Source organism: Brevundimonas sp. LM2 (assembly GCF_002002865.1).
Classification (GTDB): domain Bacteria; phylum Pseudomonadota; class Alphaproteobacteria; order Caulobacterales; family Caulobacteraceae; genus Brevundimonas.
In genome coordinates, this window is sequence record NZ_CP019508.1 from 1447366 (window position 1) to 1468843 (window position 21478).

A 21478-nucleotide genomic window follows, 5' to 3' on the forward strand; every position below is an offset into this window, starting at 1 on the left:
GTGGGGCTGTTCCGTGAGTGCGCAACCTTCACACGGCCCCACCCGCGCTCGGCTGAAGCCTCGCGGTCCCTCCCCATAAAGGGGAGGGAGAGGTTTCGCGTGGGCGCCCGCACCCTGCGATCAGCCCCCCTTCATCACCCCCAGGCCGGCCAGGCGGTCGAGGATGGTGCGGGCGGCGGCGTCGGGGGAGAGGTCGGCGGTCGGCAGGGTCAGGTCGGGGGCCTGGGGCCGTTCATAGGGGGAGGCGAGGCCGGTCATGCCTTTCAGGGCCCCGGCGTCGGCGCGGGCGTACAGCGCCTTGGGATCGCGGGCGCGGCACAGGTCCAGCGAGGTGTCGACGAACACCTCCAGGAAGGGGCCGTCGGCGCAGATGGTTCGGGCCTGGTCGCGCTGGGCCTGGGTGGGGGAGATCAGGGCGCAGATGGCGACCACCCCGGTGTCGGCGAACAGGCGGGCGACCTCGGCCACACGGCGGACGTTCTCGCTGCGGTCGGCGTCGGTGAAGCCCAGATCGCGGTTCAGGCCGTGACGCAGGTTGTCGCCGTCCAGCACGACGGTGCGGACCTGGGCGGCATGGAGCTGGCGTTCGAGCGCCGCGGCGATGGTGGACTTGCCGGAGCCGGACAGGCCGGTCAGCCAGACCACGGCGCCCGTATGATCGTTGTAGCGTTCGCGCGTGGCGCGATCGACGGCGGCGGGGACGCGGTGGATGTCCTTGGGCTGATCGACCGGAGCCAGGGCGATGCCGGCCGCGACGGTGGCATGGGTGTCGCGGTCGATCAGGATCAGGCTGCCGGTGCCGGGATGATCGGCGAAGGCGTCGAAGGCGATGCGGCCGGTGGCGTGGATCAGCCGGTCGCCGATCTCGTTCATGGCCAGGCTGGCGGGCCCCTCGGCGGCGGAGACGCGGACGGGCACCACGGCCGTGCCCAGGCGCAGCAGATAGGCGTGATCCGGGTCCAGCGGGGTCTCGTCCATCCACAGCAGCCGGGCCGAGAACCGGTCGACGGCGGCGGGGCGGTCGGTGGGCAGGGCCAGGACGTCGCCGCGGGCGACGTCGATGTCCTGGTCCAGCACCAGGGTGACGGCGTCGCCGGCCTGGGCGGTCTCGGCCCAGTCGCCGGCGCGGACGATGCGGGCGACGCTGGCCATGCGGCCGGAGGGGGCGACGACGATGGCGTCGCCGACCGCGATCTGGCCCGAGGCGATGGAGCCGCTGTAGCCCCGGAAGCTGGCGTCGGGGCGGCTGACGTACTGGACCGGCAGGCGGAAGGGGGCGTCGTGGCCGGCGGGCTGGGTGTCGGCCACCTCAAGCGCCTCGATCAGGGTCGGGCCGGTGTACCAGGGCATGGTCGCCGAGCGGTGCACCAGGTTGTGGCCGTGCCGGGCGCTGATCGGGATGGCGGTGACGCGGGTCAGACCCTGTTCGGCCGCGACCTCGGCATAGGCGGCCTCCAGGGCGTGGAAGACTCCGGCGTCTCCGCCCACCGCATCCATCTTGTTGACCGCCAGGATGACCTGACGGATGCCGAACAGGGCGACGATGCGGCTGTGGCGGCGGGTCTGGTCCGACAGCCCCTTGGTCGCGTCGACGAGGATCACCGCCAGGTCGCAGGTCGAGGCCCCGGTGGCCATGTTGCGGGTGTACTGGGCGTGGCCCGGGGTGTCGGCGACGATGAAGCTGCGACGGGGCGAGGAGAAATAGCGGTAGGCGACGTCGATGGTGATGCCCTGCTCGCGCTCGGCGGCCAGGCCGTCCAGCAGCAGGGCATAGTCGGCGGCGTCGCCGTCGGTGCCGAAGCGGCGGGAGTCGCGCGCCAGGGTGGCTAGCTGGTCCTCGGGCACCTGGCCCAGGTCGAACAGCAGCCGGCCGATCAAGGTCGACTTGCCGTCATCGACCGAGCCGCAGGTCAGGAAGCGCAGCAGGTCGCGCACCGGGTGCGGCGCGGGCGGCCGGACGGCGAAGACCGTGCCGTCCATCAGAAATAGCCCTCGCGCTTCTTCATCTCCATCGAGGCGGAGCCCTCGCCGTCGATCAGCCGGCCCTGGCGTTCGGAGACGCGGCTGGCGTTCAGCTCGGCTATGATGTCGTCCAGCGTCGTGGCGTCGGACTCGATGGCGGCGCTGAGCGGATAGCAGCCCAGGGAGCGGAAGCGGACGCGGCGCAGCTCGGGGGTCTCGCCGGGCAGCAGGGGCATGCGGTCGTCGTCACGGACGATCATCTGGCCCTGGCGGATCACGGTCGGACGCAGGGCGGCGAAATAGAGGGGCACGACGGGGATGTTCTCGGCGCGGGTGTATTCCCAGACGTCCCGCTCGGTCCAGTTGGACAGGGGGAAGACGCGCAGGGATTCGCCCGGATCGATCCGGGTGTTGTACAGCCGCCAGAGCTCGGGCCGCTGTAGGCGCGGCTCCCAGGCATGGTGGGCGTTGCGGACCGAGAAGATCCGCTCCTTGGCGCGCGAGGTTTCCTCGTCGCGGCGGGCCCCGCCGAAGGCCGCGTCGAAGCCGTGCTGTTCCAGCGTTTGTTTCAGGCCTTCGGTCTTCATGACGCGGGTGTGGGTCTCGCCGCCGGAGCGGATCGGGTCGATGCCGCGCGCCGCCCCGTCGGGGTTCACATGCACGATCAGCCTGACGCCATACAGGTCGGCGATGGTGTCGCGGTGCGCGATCATCTCCCGGAATTTCCAGGTCGTGTCGACGTGCAGCAGGGGGAACGGGATGGGGGCGGGGAAGAAGGCCTTCCGGGCGAGGTGCAGCATGACGCCCGAGTCCTTGCCGATCGAATACAGCATGACGGGGTTGCGGGCGGTGGCGGCGACCTCGCGGATGATCTCGATGGCCTCGCTCTCCAACCGGCGCAGGTGGGCGTCGGTGCGGGACGGCGCGTCGGGCAGGGTGGGGGTGTGGATCAGGTCAGCGTGCACGGTCGGCCCTCGGTCGGGCATGCTGACTGCCCGACCTTGGCCGCAGCGTCGAACGAGCATTGCTGCCCGCCGACGATAGAAAACCTGACGGCTCATCATGGGGCTGTCTACAGCGTGTCCATGTTGTTGTCGTGATCGATCGCCTGCCGCTTGAGCCAGGCGATGAAGGCGTTGGTGCTGGTCGAGGCCGGGCGGTCGCGGGGCATGATGACGTAGTAGGCGAAACCCACCGCCTCCGAGCCGTCGGCGAAGGGGGCCACCAGCCGGCCGGCGGCCAGATCGGCCTGGGCCAGGGTGCGCTTGGCCAGGGCCACGCCGCGCCCGGCGATGGCCGCCTCGATCAACAGGCTGTTCTGATTGTAGCGCGATCCGCGGCGGGGGTCCGGGTGGCGAACCTTGCGCGCCTTCAGCCACATGGCCCAGTCCGGGCGGCTGGGGTCGGCGTCGGACGAGACATCGTGCAGCAGGGTGTGGTGGACCAGGTCTGCGGGCGCGCGGACCGGGTGGTCGCCCTGCATCAGGCGGGGGGCGCAGACGGGCAAAACGGTCTCGGTCATCAGCAGCTGCGACACGTGGCCGCCGTAGTTGCCGGGGCCGTAGCGGACGGCGAGGTCGGCGGCCCCCTCGGTCAGGTCGACCGGCTCCATGTCGGCGGAGATCCAGACCTCGATCTCGGGATGGGCGGCGTGGAAGTCGTCCATCCGCGGCATCAGCCATTTGGCGGCGAACGAGGGCGCGACGCTGACCGAGATCTGGCGGCGGCGCGGCGGTTCGCGCAGCAGGGCCGAGGCGTCCATCAGCCGTTCGAACCCCTCGCGCAGCAGGGGGGCGGCGGCGCGACCCAGGTCGGTGATCTGCAGCCCCTTGGCCTCGCGCTTGAACAGGGGACCGCCGACGGTGTCCTCCAGCAACCGGATCTGCTGGCTGACCGCGCCCGGCGTGACCGACAGTTCGTCGGCCGCCCGCGTGAAGTTCAGGTGCCGCGCCGCGCTTTCGAAGGCGCGCAGGGCATTGAGGGGAAGGAGCGGTCTGGCCATGCCCCTAGAAATCCTATCGGTGATGCGAAGACAATCTGATTTGTGAAGCTGGATCGGACAGGTCGATAGGTCGGCCACGCCGGACTGCGGCCCGCAGACTGGCGCGGAGCCGTCCCATGCGCGTCTTTCTTGCGTCGATCCCCCTGGAAAACACCCGCGTCGTCGTGATCGGCAGCGGCGAAGCGGCCCTGGCCAAGCTTCGCCTGTTCGTCGGCAGCCCGGCCGAGGTGGTGTGGTTCGCGCCCGAAGGCTTGCCCGAGGCGGCGTCGCTGCCTCTGAGCGGGCCTCAAGCCCGGCAGCAGATGCCGGACGCCGCCGACCTGTCCGGGTCCCGGCTGGTCTTCATCGCGGTGGAGGATGAGGCGGAGGCGGCGCGGCTGGCGGAGATCGCGCGCGGCGCCGGCGCCCAGGTCAATGTGGTGGACCGGCCGGCCCTGGGCGATTTCCAGACGCCCGCCTTCATCGACCGGGACCAGATCGTCGTGGCCATCGCCACCGGTGGGACGGCGCCGATCCTTGCGCGGGACCTGCGGTCGAAGATCGAAGCCATCCTGCCCGCCGCCCTGGGGCCGTTGGCGCGGCTGGCGGGGGAGCTGCGCGACACCGTAAAGACGACGGTGCCGGACTTCCTGGCGCGGCGACGGTTCTGGGAGCGGGCTTTTCGGGGCACGGCGGCGGACCTGGTCGCGGTGGGCAAGCCCGCCGAGGCGCGGCGCGAGATGCTGCGGCTGCTGAACGTCGCCGCCCCCGAGGCGGGCGTGGTCCATATCGTCGGGGCGGGGCCGGGCGATCCGGAGCTGCTGACGCTGAAGGCCCTGCGCGTGCTGCAGGACGCCGACGTCATCATCCACGACCGGCTGGTGCCCGAGGCGGTGCTGGCGCGGGCCCGGCGCGATGCGCGACGCCTGTACGTCGGGAAGACGCGGGGCGACCATTCGGTGCCGCAGGACCAGATCGAGGCCCTGATGATCGAGGAGGCCCGCGCTGGCCAGCGCGTCGTGCGGCTGAAGGGCGGCGATCCCTTCGTGTTCGGGCGCGGCGGCGAGGAGCTGGAGGCGATGCGGCGGGCTGGCGTGCCGGTGTTCGTGGTGCCGGGGGTGACGGCGGCCCTGGCCTGCGCGGCCTCGGCGGGCATTCCCCTGACCCACCGCGATCACGCCCAGTCGGTGACCTTCGTCACGGCACAGGAGAAGCCGGGCGGAATCGCGCCGGACTGGGCGCGTCTGGCCGGGCCGAACCAGACCCTGGCCATCTATATGGGCGCGGGCCGGGCGGCGGAGACGGCAGCGTCGCTGATCGCGGCCGGTCGTTCGCAGGCGACGCCGGTCGCCATCGTGGAAAACGGCAGCCGTCCCGACGAGCGGGTCATCACCGGCACGCTGGACGATCTGGGCGGGCTGGTGGCGCGGGCGAACCTGACCGGGCCGGCCCTGCTGTTCGTCGGCGAATGCGCGGCCTTCAGCGCCGCCCAGCTGGACGTGCGCGCCGAGGTGGCGGCGTGAGGATCGTGACGGCCAACCGGCTCAGCGACGGGCGGGTGATCTATCTGGGCGAGGACGATCGGCCTGTGGAGTCGGTCGCCGAGGCGGCGGTGTTCGAAGCGGCCGAGGCCGAAACGGCCCAGGCAAGGGCGGCGGCTCGGCCCGAGGTGTTCGTGAACCCCTACCTGGTCGAGGTGACCGGGCACGCCTTCAGCGGGCGCGACCGGCTGAAGGAATCCATCCGGGCGGCGGGGCCGACGGTGGGCAACAGCCTGAGCACCGATACCGGGGCGGCCGTCTGATGTACCGCTACGACGAGTTCGACGCGGCGCTGGTGCGCGAGCGGGTGGAAGAGTTCCGGGACCAGGTCGAGCGGCGGGTCTCGGGGGCCCTGACCGAGGACGAGTTCAAGCCGCTGCGGCTGATGAACGGGGTCTATCTGCAGCTGCACGCCTATATGCTGCGGGTCGCGGTGCCTTACGGGGTGATGAACGGGCCCCAGATGCGGCGGCTGGCCTACATCGCCCGGACCTATGACAAGGGCTATGGCCATTTCACCACCCGGACCAACATCCAGTTCAACTGGCCGGCGCTGAGCGACCTGCCGGCGATCCTGGAAGACCTGGCCGAGGTCGAGATGCACGCCATCCAGACCAGCGGCAACTGCATCCGCAACGTCACGACCGACGTCTTCGCCGGGGCCACCGACGACGAGATCGAGGATCCCCGGCCGTGGTGCGAGATCCTGCGCCAGTGGTCGACCATCCATCCGGAGTTCAGCTTCCTGCCGCGCAAGTTCAAGGTGGCGGTGATCGGGGCCGAGAAGGACCGGGCGGCGATCCGGACTCACGACGTCGGCCTGCGGATCGTGCGCGGCGCGGATGGCGAGACGGCGTTCCAGGTCTTCGTCGGCGGGGGTCAGGGACGGCTGCCGCATCTGGGGCAGGAGATCGCCACGGCCGTGCCGGGGTCCGAGATCCTGGCCTATCTGACGGCCATCCTGCGGGCCTACAACCTGCTGGGACGGCGCGACAACATCCATAAGGCGCGGATCAAGATCCTGGTCGCGTCGCTGGGCATCGAGGCCTTCCGCGAGGAGGTCGAGCGCCAGTTCGCCACGCTGCGGCAGGAGGACCTGCGCATCCCCGACGCCGAGATGGACCGCATCCGCGCCTATTTCGCTCCGCCCACCTTTGCCGACCTGCCGAAGACCTCGGGGGCGTTCGACCGGGCGGTGCTGGCCGATGCGGACTTCGCCCGGTTCAGCCGCAACAACATCCGCCGCCATCGCCAGGCGGGCTATGCCAGCGTGGTGATCTCGCTGAAGCCCGTCGACGGCGTGCCCGGCGACATCACGGCGGCTCAGATGGAGACGGTGGCCGACCTGGCCGAGCGGTTCTCGTTCGACGAGGTGCGGGCGGCCTATGAGCAGAACCTGGTCCTGCCCCACGTTCGGCTGGACGACACCCCGGCCCTATGGCGGGCACTGCGGGAGGCGGGGCTGGCGACGGCCAATGCCGATCTGGTCACCGACATCATCGCCTGTCCGGGGCTGGACTACTGCAGCCTGGCCAACGCCCGCTCGATCCCGGTGGCCCAGGACCTGTCGCGACGGCTGGCGGACCTGGCCTGGCAGGAAAAGGTCGGCCCGGTGCGGATCAACATGAGCGGCTGCATCAATGCCTGCGGCCACCACCACGTCGGCCACATCGGGGTGCTGGGCGTCGACCGGAAGGGTGAGGAATACTACCAGATCACCGTCGGAGGCTCGCCCGACGAACAGGCGGCCCTGGGCGAGATCGTGGGGCGCAGCCTGCCGGCCGATGAGGTCGCCCCGGCGATCCAGCGGGCGCTGGACCGTTATCTGGTCATCCGGACGGAGGGCGAGCGGTTCATTGACACGGTGCGCCGCGTCGGGGCCGATCCGTTTCGTCAGGCCATCTATGAGACCCTCGATGCAGCTGCTTGAACCGACGGTTCCGGGGCTGAGGCTGCCCGTTTCGACGCCGCTGGAGGAGGTCGAGGCGGCGGTGGTCGGGGTCGAGACCCTGGTGCTCGAGTTCGCGGCCTTCCGGGACGGGCGGGGGTTTTCCCTTGCGTCGATCCTGCGCGAGCGGGGCTGGACCGGGCGACTAGTGGCGGCGGGGCATGTCCTGCCGGACCAGGCGCGGCATCTGAAACGGTCGGGTTTCGACGCGGTCGAGCGGCCGGTCGGCGACGATCCGGAGCCCTGGGCGCGGATGCTGGCGGCGTTCGACGTCGTCTATCAGCCGGCCGCGGACGCGGCGGTGCCGGCCTGGCGGCGGCGGGCGACGGTGGCGCGGGCCGATCCGGACGCGCTGGCGGCTCGGTTGAACGCCCAGGTGGGGGAGGGCGGGCCGGTCGAGATTCTGCGCGCGGCCTTCGCCGTGCCCGGCCTGAAGGTCGCGGCCCTGTCGTCGTTCGGTGCGGAGGCGGCGGTGCTGCTGGACCTGATCGCCGGGACGCGGCCGCAGACGCCTGTGCTGTTCCTGGAGACGGGTATGCATTTCCTGCAGACGCTGCAGTACCGGGCCCAGCTGAGCGCGCGGCTGGGCCTGACCGATGTGCGGCTGGTCGTGCCGGACGCCGAGGAACGGGCCGCGATCGACCCGACCGACACCCTGTGGCGCGCCGACCCCGACGCCTGCTGCGACCTGCGCAAGGTCCTGCCGCTGGCGCGGGCGGCGGCGGGGTTCGACGCCCTGATCACCGGGCGCAAACGCTATCAGGCCGGGACGCGGCGGGAACTCGAGGCCTTCGAGGTGCTGGACGGCCAGCTGCGGATCAACCCGCTGGTTCCCTGGAGCTCCGAGGACGTCGCCCGCCATGCGGCCGCGCGCGACCTGCCGCGCCACCCCCTGGTCGACCAGGGCTATGCCTCGATCGGCTGCTGGCCCTGCACCTCCGCCGTCGCCGAGGGCGAGGATGCGCGCTCGGGACGCTGGTCGGGCGTGGACAAGGTCGAGTGCGGCATCCACCTTGGACGACGGCTCCAGTCCGCCGCCTGATCTCGCCCGAAGAGCGCCATGACCACGACTTCCATCATCGACCTCATCGGCGACACGCCGCTGATCCGGCTGAACCGCCTGTCGGAGGCGACCGGGTGCGAGATCCTGGGCAAGGCCGAATTCCTGAACCCCGGCCAGTCGGTCAAGGACCGCGCGGCCCTGTCGATCGTGCAGACCGCGCGCGCCGACGGCTCGCTGAGGCCCGGCGGGACCATCGTCGAGGGGACGGCGGGCAATACCGGCATCGGTCTGGCCCTGGTCGGGGCGGCGCTGGGTCATCCGGTGGTGATCGTCATTCCCCGCACCCAGTCGGAGGAGAAGAAGTCCGCCATCCGCGCCCTGGGGGCCCGGCTGATCGAGGTGGACGCCGCGCCCTTCTCGAGCCCCAACCATTTCGTCCACTATTCGGGGCGGCTGGCCGGTGAGCTGAACGACACCGAGCCGAACGGGGCGATCTGGGCCAACCAGTTCGACAACATCGCCAACCGCCAGGCCCACTATGGCGGCACCGGGCCGGAGATCTGGGACCAGACCGGCGGGCGCATCGACGGCTTCGTCAGCGCGGTCGGGTCGGGTGGTACCATCGTCGGGGTCGGGACCTATCTGAAGGAGCGGCACCCCGACATCCAGGTCGCCCTGGCGGACCCGGCCGGGGCGGCGCTGTTCAACTGGTTCACCAAGGGCGAGATGACGGCCGAGGGGTCGTCCATCACCGAGGGCATCGGGGTGGCGCGGATCACCGGCAATCTGCACGGGTTCACGCCCGACCACGCCTACCGGATCGAAGACGCCGAGTTCCTGCCGTTGCTGTTCGACCTGGTGGTGCACGAGGGGCTGTCGCTGGGCGGGTCGGCGGGCGTGAACATCGCCGGCGCGGTGCGGCTGGCGCGCCAGATGGGGCCGGGCAAGACGATCGTGACCATCCTGTGCGACCCCGGCTCGCGCTATGCGTCCAAGCTGTTCAACCCCGAATTCCTGGCCGGCAAGGGGCTTCCGGTGCCACCGTGGGCGGCACCGGCGGGGCTGACCTCCGCCGCCTGAGGCGGCCCCCCCGTTCAGTGGTTGTCCCGGGGGTTGCCGAACTTGTCGATGATGCGGTGGTATTTGACGGCCGGTTCCAGGACCGCCCCGGTCCCCAGCTGACCGACGTTGGCGCGCTGCAGCTCCTGCCAGGGGGTCTGGGAGGGCGGGATCTGGAAGCCGCCGGCGGCGTCCAGGGCGGCGCGGCGGTCGGCCAGTTCAGCGTCGGAGATCAGCACATCGACGCGGCAGGTGTTCAGGTCCACCCGCACCGGATCGCCGGTCCGCAGCAGGGCCAGATTGCCGCCCGCCGCCGCCTCGGGCGAGGCGTTCAGGATCGAGGGGGAGCCGGACGTGCCAGACTGGCGGCCGTCGCCGATACAGGCCAGGGCGTGGACGCCCTCGCGGATCAGGTGGGCGGGCGGCCGCATGTTGACCACCTCGGCCGCGCCCGGATAGCCCAGCGGGCCGGCCCCGCGCATGAACAGGACGCTGCGCTCGGTGACGCCTGTCGCAGGGTCGTCGATGCGATGATGGTAGTCCTCCGGTCCGTCGAACACGACAGCCGGACCCTCGAAGGCGTTCGGATCGGCGGGGTTGTTCAGGTAGCGCTCGCGGAACTCTGCGGCGATGACGCTGGTCTTCATGATGGCGTTGTCGAACAGGTTGCCGCTGAGAACCAGGAAACCGGCATCCTCGACCAGGGGCGCGTCCATGGTGCGGATGACGTCGGGCAGCAGGATCTGGGCGTCGCGGCAGTTTTCGCCCATGGTCTTACCGTTGACGGTCATGGCGCCTTCGCGGATCAGGCCCTGACCCATCAGCTGCGAAACCACGGCGGGCACGCCGCCGGCCTGGTGGAAGTCCTCGCCCAGATACTGGCCGGCGGGCTGCAGATTGACCAGCAGGGGCACGGCGTGGCCGTGGGTCTGCCAGGCCTCGATCGGCAGGTCGACGCCCGAATGGCGGGCCAGGGCGGTGATGTGGATGGGGGCGTTGGTCGAGCCGCCGATGGCCGAGTTGACCACGATGGCGTTGTGGAAGGCGTCGGCGGTCAGGATGTCGGACGGCTTCAGATCCTCGTGCACCATTTCGACGATGCGCTTGCCGGTCAGATAGGCCACCTGGGGCCGCTCGCGATACGGGGCCGGGATGGCGGCCGAGCCGGGCAGAGACATGCCCAGGGCCTCGGCCAGGCTGTTCATCGTCGAGGCCGTGCCCATGGTGTTGCAGTAACCGACCGACGGCGCCGAGGTCGCGACCAGGTTGATGAACCCCTCGTAGTCCAGTTCGCCTGCCGCCATCATCTCGCGGGCTTTCCAGATGATGGTGCCCGAGCCGATGCGCTCGCCTTTCAGCCAGCCGTTCAGCATGGGGCCGACCGACAGGGCGATGGCGGGAATGTCGACGGTGGCGGCGGCCATCAGACAGGCCGGCGTGGTCTTGTCGCAGCCGATGGTCAGGACGACGCCGTCGAGCGGATAGCCATACAGCAGCTCGACCAGACCCATATAGGCCAGGTTGCGGTCCAGACCCGCCGTCGGCCGCTTGCCGGTCTCCTGAATCGGGTGAACGGGGAATTCGAGCGCGATGCCGCCCTGTTCGCGGATGCCCTCGCGGACCCGCTTGGCCAGCTCGATATGGTGGCGATTGCAGGGAGCCAGGTCCGACCCGGTCTGGGCGATGCCGATGATCGGCCGACCCGAACGCAGCTCTTCCAGGGTCAGGCCGTAGTTCAGATAGCGCTCCAGATAGAGGGCCGTCATGTCCGGGTTCTTGGGATTGTCGAACCAGGCGCGGGAACGGAGCGGTTTGGACATCAAATCATCTTTGGCTGAGAATACTCAGACAATTAGCCGGAGGGGTCCGCTTTCGCAATACGGGCCCCGCGCTTTGCCGAGGCGCTGCGGGTCTGCTCCAGGGCGTGGGCCACCAGGGCCTGCATGGTGGCGCGCGCCCGATCGGAGTCGCTCGCCTCGATCGCGGCGAAAACGGCCCAGTGTTCGGGCATGGGGTCCGGCGGCAGGGTCCGCTTGCGCTGCTTGTACAGGGTGGTCCAGCGCACCCCGGCCCCGATGGTCGAGGCCAGGCTGATCAGGGGCGGATTGCCCGTCGCCGCCAGGATCAGCTGATGAAAGTCCCGATCGGCGGCCTGACCGGCCTCGGTCTTGAGGGTCTTCAGCGCCATGGTCTCGAGCGCGCGGCGCATGAGGACGACCTGTTCGGGGGTGCGGCGCAGCGCCGCGAGGGCGGCAGCGGCGGGTTCGACGATCATCCGGAGCTCGAACAGACCGTCGACGATGGCGGGGCTGGGTTCCGAGGCGAAGAACCAGGACAGGACGTCCGAATCCAGCAGGTTCCACCGGTCCATCGGCAGGACGCGCGTCCCGGTCCGGGGGCGGCTCTCGACCAGACCCTTGGCGGCGAGGATGCGGATGGCTTCGCGGTAGGCGCTTCGCGAGACGGACAGACGTTCGCTGAGGTCGATCTCGTTGCCCAGGATGTCGCCCGGCTTGTGAACCCCCGAGACGATGGCGACGCCGAGGTCGCGGGCGATCGCGCCGTGAAGCCGTTCGGTGCCGGCACGGGGGCGGGCGTCAGGGATCGGGCGGGGATCGGGCGCGGTCATGCGCCTGATTACGATGAGTCCTCTGAAGGACCAACGATCCCCGTTGACCCCCCTCGTCATCCCTGTCTATCCTTGTGGTAGCGCTATCATCGCGGGGCACACTGCGAGAGCCGGGAGGACGAACCATGACCGAACCACGCCACCAAACCCTGACGCTTGGCCGCCGCAGCGTGCTGGCCAGCTTCGCCTCTCTGGTCGCCATTGCCGCGACCCGGGGCGTGGCCCAGGCCCAGGACACGTCGAAGCCCGCGGCCGACGCCCTGTATCGCGATGCGCGCCAGCCGATCGAGCGGCGGGTCGAGGACCTGCTGGGCCGGATGTCGGTCGAGGAGAAGGTCGCCCAGATGATCGGCATCTGGGAGTTCAAGGGCAAAATCCAGAACGCGGCCGGCGATTTCGATCCCGCCAAGGCCACTACGGCCTTCCCCAACGGCCTCGGCCAGATCTCCCGGCCGCAGGACAAGCGCGGCGTCGACCCCAGCGAGAACGGCGCGGCCGGGGCGGCGGCCGAGGCGGTCAACCGGACCGGGGCGGAGACGGCGGACTACGTCAATGCGGCCCAGCGCTGGGCGGTCGAGAACACCCGGCTGGGCATCCCCCTGCTGCTGCACGAAGAGGCGCTGCACGGCTATGTGGCGCGCGGCGCGACCAGCTTCCCGCAGTCGATCGCCCTGGCCAGCACCTGGGATCCGGCGCTGGTGGAGCAGTGCTTCTCGGTCGCTGCACGCGAGATGCGGGCCCGGGGCGCGCAACTGGCCCTGGCTCCCGTGGTCGACGTGGCGCGCGATCCGCGCTGGGGCCGGATCGAGGAGACCTATGGGGAGGATCCACACCTGGTCGCCGAGATGGGGCTGGCCGCGATCCGCGGCTTCCAGGGCACGACCCTGCCGCTGGCGCCCGACAAGGTGTTCGTCACGCTGAAGCACATGACCGGCCACGGCCAGCCCGAGAACGGCACCAATGTCGGACCGGCCAATATTTCGGAACGGACCCTGCGCGAGAATTTCTTCCCGCCGTTCGAACGGGCGGTGACCGAGCTGCCGGTGATGTCGGTGATGGCGTCGTACAATGAGATCGACGGCCTGCCGTCGCATGCCAACCGCTGGCTGCTGCACGACGTGCTGCGCGGCGAGTGGGCGTTCAAGGGCGCGGTGGTCAGCGACTATTTCGCCGTGCGCGAGCTGAATACCCGTCACAAGATGTTCCAGACCATCGAAGAGGCGGCGGCGCGGGCCCTGGAGGCCGGCGTGGATATCGAGCTGCCGGACGGCGAGGGCTATATCAAGTTCCCCGAGATGGTCCGTGACGGACGCATCGAGATCGCCGCCATCGATGCGGCGGTGCGTCGGGTGCTGACGCTGAAGTTCCAGGCCGGCGTGTTCGAAAACCCCTATGTCGATCCGAGCCGGGCCGAGGCGCTGACCGCCACGCCGGACGCCGTGGCCCTGGCCCGCAAGTCGGCGCAGAAGGCGATCGTGCTGCTGAAGAACGACAAGGGCCTGCTACCGCTGGACGCCTCGCGGATCCGCCGGATGGCGGTGCTGGGTACCCATGCGCGCGACACGCCGATCGGCGGCTACAGCGATGTGCCGCGCCATGTCGTCAGCGTGCTGGAAGGCCTGCAGGCGGCGGCCCAGGGCCGGTTCCAGATCGACTATGCCGAGGCCGTGCGCATCACGGAGAGCCGGTCGTGGAGCGCCGACGCCGTCGACCTGGTCTCGCCCGAGGTGAATGCCCGGCTGATCGAGGAGGCCGTGGCCACGGCCCGCAATGCCGACACCATCGTCATGGTGCTGGGCGACAACGAACAGACCAGCCGCGAGGCCTGGGCCGACGAACATCTGGGCGACCGGGCATCGCTGGAGCTGATCGGCCAGCAGAACGACCTGGCCCGCGCCATCTTCGCCTTGGGCAAGCCGACGGTGGTGGTGCTGCTGAACGGCCGCCCGCTGTCGGTCAATCTTCTGGCGGAAGAGGCGGACGCGCTCGTCGAGGGCTGGTACCTGGGCCAGGAGACCGGCCATGCGGTCGCCGACGTCCTGTTCGGCACGGTCAACCCGGGCGGGAAGCTGCCGGTGTCGATCGCGCGCAACGTCGGCCAGCTGCCGATCTTCTACAATCACAAGCCGACCTCGCGGCGTGGCTATCTGTTCGACCAGACCAGCCCGCTGTATCCGTTCGGCTTCGGCCTGTCCTACACCACCTTCGACATCTCCGCCCCGCGCCTGGCCAAGGCGACGATCGGGCGGGACGAGCGCGTCAGGGTCGAGATCGATGTGACCAACACCGGACGGCGGGCCGGCGACGAGGTGGTGCAGCTGTATGTCACCGACGACTTCGCCTCGATCACCCGGCCGGTGCTGGAGCTGAAGCATTTCCAGCGCGTCACCCTGGAACCAGGGGCCCGGACCACGGTGTCGTTCGAGATCGCGCCCCGCGACCTGTGGCTGTGGGATGAGGACATGAAGCGGATCGTCGAGCCCGGCACCTTCACGCTCAGCGCGGGTCCGAACTCCCGCGAGCTGAAAACGGCAACCTTGACCGTTTCGGCCTGAGATCGGGTGAACCCGCTTGACACGGTACCGGGTTCCCAGATGATAGCGCTACCAACGAAGGACCGAGCTAACCAAGGCTCTGGCGGGGGACGATGACAGCCGTAACCGATTATCTGCCGGCCGACTGGCGCGACGCGCTGCTGTTGGGTCGTATCGAGCTGCCAGCCGGGCCCACCCCCGTGCTGGTGCGCGAGGGGCGTGTGCTGGACATCTCGCGCTTCGCGGCGACCAGCGCCGACGCAGCGGCCCGGACCGACCTTTCGATCGCCGCCGGCGAGGACCTCGGACCCCTGGACGAGATGGCATTCGAAGTCTCTTGGGACCCGGCCTCCAGGGGGCGGACCCATCTGCTGTCCCCCGTGGACCTGCAGTGCGTGAAGGCCTCGGGCGTGACCTTCGCCGTGTCGGCGGTGGAGCGGGTGATCGAGGAGCGGGCCCGGGGCGACGCCCATCGCGCCAACGAAATCCGCGCCCAGCTGGCCGAACGCGTCGGTGCCGATCTGTCGGCGGTGCGACCCGGCTCGGCCGAGGCCCTGAAGCTGAAGGACATCCTGATCGCCGACGGCCTGTGGTCGCAGTATCTGGAGGTCGCCATCGGCAAGGACGCCGAAATCTTCACCAAGGCCCCGGTGCTGTCCTCGGTCGGCTGGGGCGATTTCGTCGGGGTGCGGGCCGACAGCGCCTGGAACAATCCGGAGCCCGAGGTCGTCATCCTGTGCGCGCCCGACGGCCGTCCGGTCGGGGCGACCCTGGGCAACGACGTCAATCTGCGCGACGTCGAGGGCCGCAGCGCCCTGCTGCTCGGCAAGGCCAAGGACAACAACGCCTCGGCGGCCCTGGGTCCGTTCGTCCGGCTGTTCGACGACGGCTTCACCATGGACGACGTCCGCGCCGCCGAGATTTCGCTTGAGGTCCGGGGCGAGGACGGGTTCGTCATGACGGGCTCGAGTTCCATGAGCCTGATCAGCCGCGATCCCCTGGAGCTGATCGGCCAGACCGTGGGCGCGGCCCACCAGTATCCGGACGGTTTCACGCTTTACCTCGGGACCATGTTCGCGCCGATCCAGGATCGCGACGCGCCGGGGCAGGGGTTCACCCACCATATGGGCGATCGGGTGCGGGTCGCCTCGGCGCGCCTGGGCGTTCTTGAAAACACGGTCACGACCAGTGAACAGGCCCCGCCCTGGACGCTGGGAATCTCGGGCCTGATGCGTAACCTGGCCGCGCGCGGTCTGCTTGGAGTGCCCGCGTGAGCAAGGCTGTCTATCCGTCTTTGAAGAACAAGCTGGTCGTCATCACGGGCGGCGGCTCCGGCATCGGGGCCGGCCTGACCGAGGCCTTCACCCGCCAGGGCGCGCGGGTCGTCTTTCTTGACGTGGCCGATGCGGACTCCATCGCCCTGCGCGACCGGCTGTCGCTGCTGTTCCCGGCCCCCGAGTACCGCCGATGCGACCTGATGGATCTGGCGGCGCTGAAAACGTGCCTGGCCGGGATCGCGGCGGACCACGGGCCGATCGAGGTCCTGATCAACAATGCGGCCAACGACGACCGCCACACCCTGGCCGAGGTCACGCCGGAATACTGGGACAACCGGATCTCGGTGAACCTGCGGCACCTGTATTTCGCCGCCCAGGCCGTGGCCCCGGCCATGCGCGCCGCCGGAGCGGGCGTGATCCTGAACCTGGGTTCGATCAGCTGGCATCTGGGGCTGCCGGACCTGTCGATCTACGAGACTGCCAAGGCCGGGATCGAAGGCATGACCCGGGCCCTGGCGCGCGAGTTGGGCGTAGACGGCGTGCGCGTGGCCTGTATCGTGCCCGGCAACGTCAAAACGCCGCGCCAGGAGAAATGGTACACCCCGGAGGGGGAGGCCGAGATCGTGGCGGCCCAGTGCCTGAAAGGTCGGATCCTGCCGGAGGACATCGCCGCCATGGCCATGTTCCTGGCTTCGGACGACGCGCGGTTCATCACCGGGCACGAGTATTTCGTCGACGCCGGCTGGCGCTGACGCGACGAGCGTAACAACGGGCCGGGAGAGCCCAAGGGGAGATTTGAGACATGGCAGGACCGACCGGGGGCACAGGCCCCGACCTCGCGGGGATTGATCGCGTCAATCTGGGCTTCATCATCGCCATCGTCGCCGTCGCCACGATCGGCGGTCTGCTGTTCGGGTACGACAGTGGTGCGGTCAACGGCACACAGGCCGGCCTGCAGGCGCAGTTCAATCTGGACGCCAATGGGCTGGGCTTCACCGTCGGCTCGCTGCTGATCGGCTGCGCCTTCGGGGCCTTCTTCGCGGGCCGGCTGGCGGACCTGATCGGACGCCGCACGGTCATGATCGTGGCCGCCGTCATGTTCCTCATCGGGGCCCTGATCCAGGGTCTGACGGACACCCACACCCTGTTCGTCGCCGCACGCTTCGGCGCCGGCATGGCGGTGGGGGCGGCCAGCGTGCTGTCGCCGCTCTACATCTCGGAAGTGGCTCCGGCCAACATCCGCGGACGGATGAGCACGGTCCAGCAGGTGATGATCATCACCGGCCTGACGGCCGCCTTCCTGGTCAACTATTTCCTGGCCCAGCAGGCCGGCAGCAGCCTGGGCGAAATCGGCGGGACCAGCGCCTGGCGCTGGATGTACCTGGCCCAGGCCGCCCCGGCTGTCGTCTTCCTGCTGGCCCTGTTCCTGATCCCGGAGAGCCCGCGCTATCTGGTGATGAAGAACAAGGACGCGGCGGCCCGCAAGGTGCTGACCAAGCTGTTCGGGGCCGACGTCGCGGAGCGCAAGATCGGCGAGATCCGCGGCAGCTTCACCGAGGGGCATCGCCCCAGCTTCGCCGACGTCATGTCCAAGAAGACCCTGTTCCGCCCGATCGTTTGGGCCGGCCTGATCCTCGCAACCTTCCAGCAGTTCGTCGGCATCAACATCATCTTCTACTACGGCGAAACGCTGTGGCGTCTGGCCGGCGTGTCGGAAGCGGTGGCCCTGGAGCGCAACATCATCTCCGGCGCGGTGTCCATCGCGGCGGTGCTGGCGGCCCTGGCCGTGATCGACAAGATCGGCCGCAAGCCACTGCTGCTGATCGGCTCGGTCGGCATGGCCGTCACCCTGGGGGCCATGACCTGGGCCTTCAGCGGCGCGACGGCGGATGCGGCGGGCAATCTGGCCCTCGGTGAAACCGCGGGCCTGACGGCCCTGGTCGCGGCCAACCTGTACGTCATCTTCTTCAACTTCAGCTGGGGCCCGGTCATGTGGGTCATGCTGGGAGAGATGTTCCCCAACCAGATGCGCGGGTCGGCCCTGGCCATCTGCGGCCTGGCCCAGTGGGGTGCCAACTATCTGGTGGTGCAGAGCTTCCCCGGCATGGCCGAGAGCATCGGCCTGGTCGGCACCTACGCCCTCTACACCGCCGCCGCCGTCATCAGCATCTTCCTCGTCCGCGCCTTCATCAAGGAGACGAAGGGCAAGGAACTGGAAGACATGCAGGGCTGACCCTATCTAATCGTCCGACATTTGAAGGGGCGGCGCTCCCTCGCCGCCCCATATTCACGACAAGGCTGAACCCATGACCGATACGCTGGACCTGTCCCACTGGATCAACGGCGAGAAGGTGAACGCCGATCGAACGGGCGAAAGTCACAATCCCTCCAACACGAACGAACTGGTGGCGCGCACGCCCAAGGGCGGCGCGCACGAAGTCGACGCCGCCGTCGCCGCGGCCAAGGCGGCATTCCCGGCCTGGTCGGACGCCAGCCCCGAGGTCCGCTCCGACATCCTGGACCGCGCATCCAACATCCTGATGGACCGCAAGGAGGCCGTCGGTCGGCTGCTGTCGCGCGAGGAAGGCAAGACCCTGGCCGAGGGCATCGGCGAGACGGCGCGCGCCGCCCGCATCCTGAAATATTTCGCCGGGGAGGCGCTTCGCATCCACGGCCAGAACCTGGCGTCGACGCGTCCGGGCGTGGAGATCCAGACGTATCGCCAGGCCGTCGGCGTGTTCGGCCTGATCACGCCCTGGAACTTCCCCATCGCCATCCCGGCCTGGAAGATCGCTCCCGCCATCGCCTTCGGCAATACGGTCGTGATCAAGCCGGCCGGCCCGACCCCGGCCACGGCCGAGGCCCTGATCGCCATCCTGCACGAGGCCGGCCTGCCCAAGGGCGTGGTCAACATGGTGATCGGTGACGGCGACGTCGGCCGCGCCATCGTCGCCCACCGCGACGTCGAGGGCATCAGCTTCACCGGCTCCCAGACCGTGGGTCACGGCGTCGGCAAGGGGGCCATGGAGCGCCAGGCCCGGGTGCAGCTGGAGATGGGCGGCAAGAACCCGCTGATCGTGCTGGACGACGCCGACCTGGACCGCGCCGTAGCCATCGCCTTGGACGGATCCTTCTTCGCCACCGGCCAGCGCTGCACCGCCTCCAGCCGTCTGATCGTTCAGGACGGCATTCACGACCGCTTCGTCCAGGCCCTGGGCGAGAAGGTGCGCGCGCTGAAGGTCGGCGACGCCCTTGATCCGTCGACCCAGATGGGTCCGGCGGTCAGCGAGAGCCAGATGGAGACCAGCTACAAATACATCGACATCGCCCGCGCGGCCGGCGGCCGGATCGTCACCGGCGGCGAGCGGCTGAACCTTGAGAATCCCGGCTGGTACGTCCAGCCGACCCTGATCGCCGACACCGACGCCAACGCCCAGATCAACAACGAAGAAGTCTTCGGCCCGGTCGCCTCGACCATTCGGGTCAAGGACTATGAGGAGGCCCTGGCCATCGCCAATGGGGTCGAGTTCGGCCTGTCGGCGGGCATCGCCACGACCTCGCTTAAATACGCCCGCGATTTCCAGCGCCGGTCCAAGGCCGGCATGGTCATGGTCAACCTGGCCACCGCCGGCGTCGACTATCACGTCGGCTTCGGTGGATCGAAGAAGTCGAGCTATGGGGCGCGCGAGCAGGGCTATACGGCGGCCGAGTTCTTCACCCAGCACAAGACCGCCTACAGCTGGAGCTGATGGGTTTGGGGCAACCGGAGCTGATCTGGGACGTGCAGGCCGAACTGGGCGAAGGCCCGGTCTGGTCGGCGCGCGAGCGCTGCGTGTGGTTCGTGGACATCAAGGGCCGCAAGCTGCACCGCTATGGCGTGGATGACGGGTCGAAAGTCTCGTTCGACGCGCCGGACCAGATCGGCTTCGCCCTGCCGGCCGAGGATGGGTCGCTGGTCTGCGGCGTGCGGACCGGGCTGCACCGGTTCGACCCCGCGACCGGGACGTTCACCTTCGTCATGGCGGTCGAGCCGGACCGGCCGCAGAACCGGCTGAACGACGGATTCGTGGCCCCGGATGGATCGCTGTGGTTCGGCTCGATGGACGACAGCGAGGCGACGCTGTCGGGTGCACTCTACCGCTATCACGCCGGCGAGATCACCCGGCACGACGACGGCTACTGCGTCACCAATGGTCCGGCCCTGAGTCCGGACGGGCGCACGTTGTACCACCACGACACCATCGAAAAGCGCGTCTATGCCTTCGACCATGCCGACGGCGTGCTGAGCAATCGGCGGCTGTTCGCCGAGACGGAGGAAGGTTTCGCCGACGGTCCCAGCGTCGATGCCGACGGCGTGCTGCACGTCGGCCTGTTCAACGGCTGGGGCGTGGCCCGCTTCAGCCCAAGCGGGGCGCGGATCGGCAAGATCGACCTGCCGGTCATGACCGTGACCAAGGCGGCCTTCGGCGGCGACGACCTGAAGACACTCTACTGCACCACAGCCTGGCTGGGGAACGGCGACAAGCGCGGCGAACAGCCGACCCTGGGCGGGCTGTACCGCGTGGCCGTGGATCGGCCAGGTCTGGCTCCGTCGCTGTTCCGATGGTGATCGCGCTTTCGGCCGGGGACTGGACCGCCGCGGTCTTTCCCGAATTCGGCGGGTCGATCGGGCGGCTGGACTGGCGCGGCCGGGCGGTGTTTCGGCCTTCGCCGGCGGAACCGAGCGGCCCTCTGGAAACAGGGTGTTTTCCGCTGGTGCCCTTCGTCAACCGCATCGACCAGGGCCGCTTCCGTTGGCAGGGGCGCGAGATCGATCTGGGAGCGACGCCGGGGTTCGAGCCGCACGCGCTGCATGGTCAAGGATGGCGCGCGCAATGGACGGTGGTCGATCGGGACGCGGGCTCCGTGCGGCTGGCGTTGAACGAGAAGGCAGGGCTTTGGCCCTGGGCGTGGCGGGCTGAACAGACCATCGCCCTGGACGAGGACGGTCTTCGGATCGACCTGTCCCTGAGCAACGAAGATCAGACGCCCATGCCGGCCGGGGTGGGGCTGCATCCCTATTTCGCGACGGCGGCCGAGGACGTCGTGCGGCTGACGGCGCCCTCGGTGTGGGTCGGTGAAAGCCTGATCCCGGAGCGGCGGGTGCCCGCGGCCGAGGTGACGGACTGGGCTGAGGGCGTCGCACGCTCGGCCGTGCCCTTCGTCGACAATGCCTATGAGGACTGGTCCGGGGTGGCCGAGGTGATCGGGTCGGACCGGACGGTGCGCCTGTCCAGCCCGGCGTCGCGTCTGCATGTCTTCGCGCCGCTCGGCGAGGCCTTCGTAGCCCTGGAGCCGGTGACCCATCGCCCCGACGCGCTGAACGTGGCGGCCCCGGAGGCCGAGGGTCTGGTCGTCCTGGAGCCGGGCGAGACGATGAGCCTGTCCTTGCGCGTGACGGCCGCCGACACGCGTGCCACCTTGGGCGACTGAGCTCACACGCCAGAGATTCGTCTCCGCCGGATGCCTGAAACAGAAGCGAGCCGGGGGGAAAACCAATGCACG

The 21478-nt window shown here is 69.5% G+C and carries 17 protein-coding genes; 12 read left to right on the forward strand and 5 right to left on the reverse strand.

Features of this window, described 5'->3' with window-relative positions:
• Nucleotides 1–120: 120 nt before the first annotated feature.
• The 3 genes from cysC to gcvA all read right to left on the reverse strand — a co-directional run bounded on the left by cysC (nt 121) and on the right by gcvA (nt 3964).
• Nucleotides 121–1980: an adenylyl-sulfate kinase gene (gene cysC / locus BZG35_RS07135; protein WP_077355014.1), complete on the reverse strand. Its 1860-nt coding sequence runs from the start codon at nt 1978–1980 to the stop codon at nt 121–123.
• Nucleotides 1980–2948: a sulfate adenylyltransferase subunit CysD gene (gene cysD, locus BZG35_RS07140; RefSeq protein ID WP_253189296.1), complete on the reverse strand. Its 969-nt coding sequence runs from the start codon at nt 2946–2948 to the stop codon at nt 1980–1982. The genes cysC and cysD overlap by 1 nt, the downstream gene beginning before the upstream one ends.
• Before the next feature lie 86 nt (nt 2949–3034).
• Nucleotides 3035–3964, reverse strand: coding sequence for a transcriptional regulator GcvA (gene gcvA, locus BZG35_RS07145; protein WP_077355015.1), 930 nt, complete (start codon nt 3962–3964; stop codon nt 3035–3037).
• Between the two features lie 116 nt (nt 3965–4080).
• On the opposite strand from gcvA, the gene cysG reads away from it, so the two are divergent.
• Genes cysG through BZG35_RS07170 form a run of 5 tightly spaced genes read left to right on the forward strand, consistent with a single transcriptional unit; the run spans nt 4081 to nt 9515 of the window.
• Nucleotides 4081–5466 carry a siroheme synthase CysG gene (cysG, locus tag BZG35_RS07150; RefSeq protein ID WP_077355016.1) on the forward strand — a complete coding sequence of 462 codons (1386 nt, stop codon included), beginning with the start codon at nt 4081–4083 and terminating at the stop codon, nt 5464–5466.
• Nucleotides 5463–5747, forward strand: coding sequence for a DUF2849 domain-containing protein (locus tag BZG35_RS07155; RefSeq protein ID WP_077355017.1), 285 nt, complete (start codon nt 5463–5465; stop codon nt 5745–5747). Before cysG ends, BZG35_RS07155 begins: the two co-directional genes overlap by 4 nt.
• Nucleotides 5747–7414, forward strand: a complete 1668-nt coding sequence (locus BZG35_RS07160) for a nitrite/sulfite reductase (RefSeq protein WP_077355018.1) — start codon at nt 5747–5749, stop codon at nt 7412–7414. Before BZG35_RS07155 ends, BZG35_RS07160 begins: the two co-directional genes overlap by 1 nt.
• Complete coding sequence (locus BZG35_RS07165; protein WP_077355019.1) at nt 7401–8474, forward strand: phosphoadenylyl-sulfate reductase; 1074 nt, start codon at nt 7401–7403, stop codon at nt 8472–8474. The genes BZG35_RS07160 and BZG35_RS07165 overlap by 14 nt, the downstream gene beginning before the upstream one ends.
• Before the next feature lie 18 nt (nt 8475–8492).
• On the forward strand, nt 8493–9515 hold the full coding sequence (locus BZG35_RS07170) for a cysteine synthase A (protein ID WP_077355020.1): 1023 nt from the start codon (nt 8493–8495) through the stop codon (nt 9513–9515).
• A 14-nt stretch (nt 9516–9529) separates the two neighbouring features.
• Here BZG35_RS07170 and BZG35_RS07175 read toward each other — a convergent pair whose 3' ends face one another.
• Nucleotides 9530–11314 carry an IlvD/Edd family dehydratase gene (locus tag BZG35_RS07175; RefSeq protein ID WP_077355021.1) on the reverse strand — a complete coding sequence of 595 codons (1785 nt, stop codon included), beginning with the start codon at nt 11312–11314 and terminating at the stop codon, nt 9530–9532.
• Nucleotides 11315–11346: 32 nt separating this feature from the next.
• Nucleotides 11347–12123: a FadR/GntR family transcriptional regulator gene (locus BZG35_RS07180; RefSeq protein WP_077355022.1), complete on the reverse strand. Its 777-nt coding sequence runs from the start codon at nt 12121–12123 to the stop codon at nt 11347–11349.
• A 125-nt stretch (nt 12124–12248) separates the two neighbouring features.
• Between BZG35_RS07180 and BZG35_RS07185 the strand changes: the two genes are divergently transcribed.
• From BZG35_RS07185 to BZG35_RS07215, 7 genes are all read left to right on the forward strand, one after another.
• The gene (locus BZG35_RS07185; RefSeq protein WP_077355023.1) at nt 12249–14678 is read left to right on the forward strand and encodes a glycoside hydrolase family 3 N-terminal domain-containing protein; all 2430 of its coding nucleotides are present in this window, start codon (nt 12249–12251) and stop codon (nt 14676–14678) included.
• Between the two features lie 92 nt (nt 14679–14770).
• The gene (locus BZG35_RS07190; protein WP_077355024.1) at nt 14771–15931 is read left to right on the forward strand and encodes a fumarylacetoacetate hydrolase family protein; all 1161 of its coding nucleotides are present in this window, start codon (nt 14771–14773) and stop codon (nt 15929–15931) included.
• Complete coding sequence (locus BZG35_RS07195) at nt 15928–16686, forward strand: SDR family NAD(P)-dependent oxidoreductase (RefSeq protein ID WP_077355025.1); 759 nt, start codon at nt 15928–15930, stop codon at nt 16684–16686. The genes BZG35_RS07190 and BZG35_RS07195 overlap by 4 nt, the downstream gene beginning before the upstream one ends.
• 50 nt (nt 16687–16736) lie before the next feature.
• On the forward strand, nt 16737–18167 hold the full coding sequence (locus tag BZG35_RS07200) for a sugar porter family MFS transporter (RefSeq protein WP_077355026.1): 1431 nt from the start codon (nt 16737–16739) through the stop codon (nt 18165–18167).
• A 73-nt stretch (nt 18168–18240) separates the two neighbouring features.
• On the forward strand, nt 18241–19683 hold the full coding sequence (locus BZG35_RS07205; RefSeq protein ID WP_077355027.1) for an aldehyde dehydrogenase family protein: 1443 nt from the start codon (nt 18241–18243) through the stop codon (nt 19681–19683).
• Nucleotides 19683–20543, forward strand: a complete 861-nt coding sequence (locus BZG35_RS07210; RefSeq protein ID WP_216351893.1) for an SMP-30/gluconolactonase/LRE family protein — start codon at nt 19683–19685, stop codon at nt 20541–20543. Before BZG35_RS07205 ends, BZG35_RS07210 begins: the two co-directional genes overlap by 1 nt.
• Entirely contained in the window at nt 20537–21406 is an 870-nt protein-coding gene (locus BZG35_RS07215; protein ID WP_253189297.1) for an aldose 1-epimerase, read from the forward strand. The genes BZG35_RS07210 and BZG35_RS07215 overlap by 7 nt, the downstream gene beginning before the upstream one ends.
• Nucleotides 21407–21478 lie beyond the last annotated feature (72 nt).

Excerpts from the sequence above, each read along its gene's own strand:
- cysC (WP_077355014.1), bottom strand. The coding sequence starts at position 1,980 with ATGGACGGCACGGTCTTCGCCGTCCGGCCGCCCGCGCCGCACCCGGTG.
- cysD (WP_253189296.1), bottom strand. The coding sequence starts at position 2,948 with ATGCCCGACCGAGGGCCGACCGTGCACGCTGACCTGATCCACACCCCC.
- gcvA (WP_077355015.1), bottom strand. The coding sequence starts at position 3,964 with ATGGCCAGACCGCTCCTTCCCCTCAATGCCCTGCGCGCCTTCGAAAGC.
- cysG (WP_077355016.1), top strand. The coding sequence starts at position 4,081 with ATGCGCGTCTTTCTTGCGTCGATCCCCCTGGAAAACACCCGCGTCGTC.
- BZG35_RS07160 (WP_077355018.1), top strand. The coding sequence starts at position 5,747 with ATGTACCGCTACGACGAGTTCGACGCGGCGCTGGTGCGCGAGCGGGTG.
- BZG35_RS07165 (WP_077355019.1), top strand. The coding sequence starts at position 7,401 with ATGCAGCTGCTTGAACCGACGGTTCCGGGGCTGAGGCTGCCCGTTTCG.
- BZG35_RS07170 (WP_077355020.1), top strand. The coding sequence starts at position 8,493 with ATGACCACGACTTCCATCATCGACCTCATCGGCGACACGCCGCTGATC.
- BZG35_RS07175 (WP_077355021.1), bottom strand. The coding sequence starts at position 11,314 with ATGTCCAAACCGCTCCGTTCCCGCGCCTGGTTCGACAATCCCAAGAAC.
- BZG35_RS07180 (WP_077355022.1), bottom strand. The coding sequence starts at position 12,123 with ATGACCGCGCCCGATCCCCGCCCGATCCCTGACGCCCGCCCCCGTGCC.
- BZG35_RS07185 (WP_077355023.1), top strand. The coding sequence starts at position 12,249 with ATGACCGAACCACGCCACCAAACCCTGACGCTTGGCCGCCGCAGCGTG.
- BZG35_RS07190 (WP_077355024.1), top strand. The coding sequence starts at position 14,771 with ATGACAGCCGTAACCGATTATCTGCCGGCCGACTGGCGCGACGCGCTG.
- BZG35_RS07200 (WP_077355026.1), top strand. The coding sequence starts at position 16,737 with ATGGCAGGACCGACCGGGGGCACAGGCCCCGACCTCGCGGGGATTGAT.
- BZG35_RS07205 (WP_077355027.1), top strand. The coding sequence starts at position 18,241 with ATGACCGATACGCTGGACCTGTCCCACTGGATCAACGGCGAGAAGGTG.
- BZG35_RS07210 (WP_216351893.1), top strand. The coding sequence starts at position 19,683 with ATGGGTTTGGGGCAACCGGAGCTGATCTGGGACGTGCAGGCCGAACTG.
- BZG35_RS07215 (WP_253189297.1), top strand. The coding sequence starts at position 20,537 with ATGGTGATCGCGCTTTCGGCCGGGGACTGGACCGCCGCGGTCTTTCCC.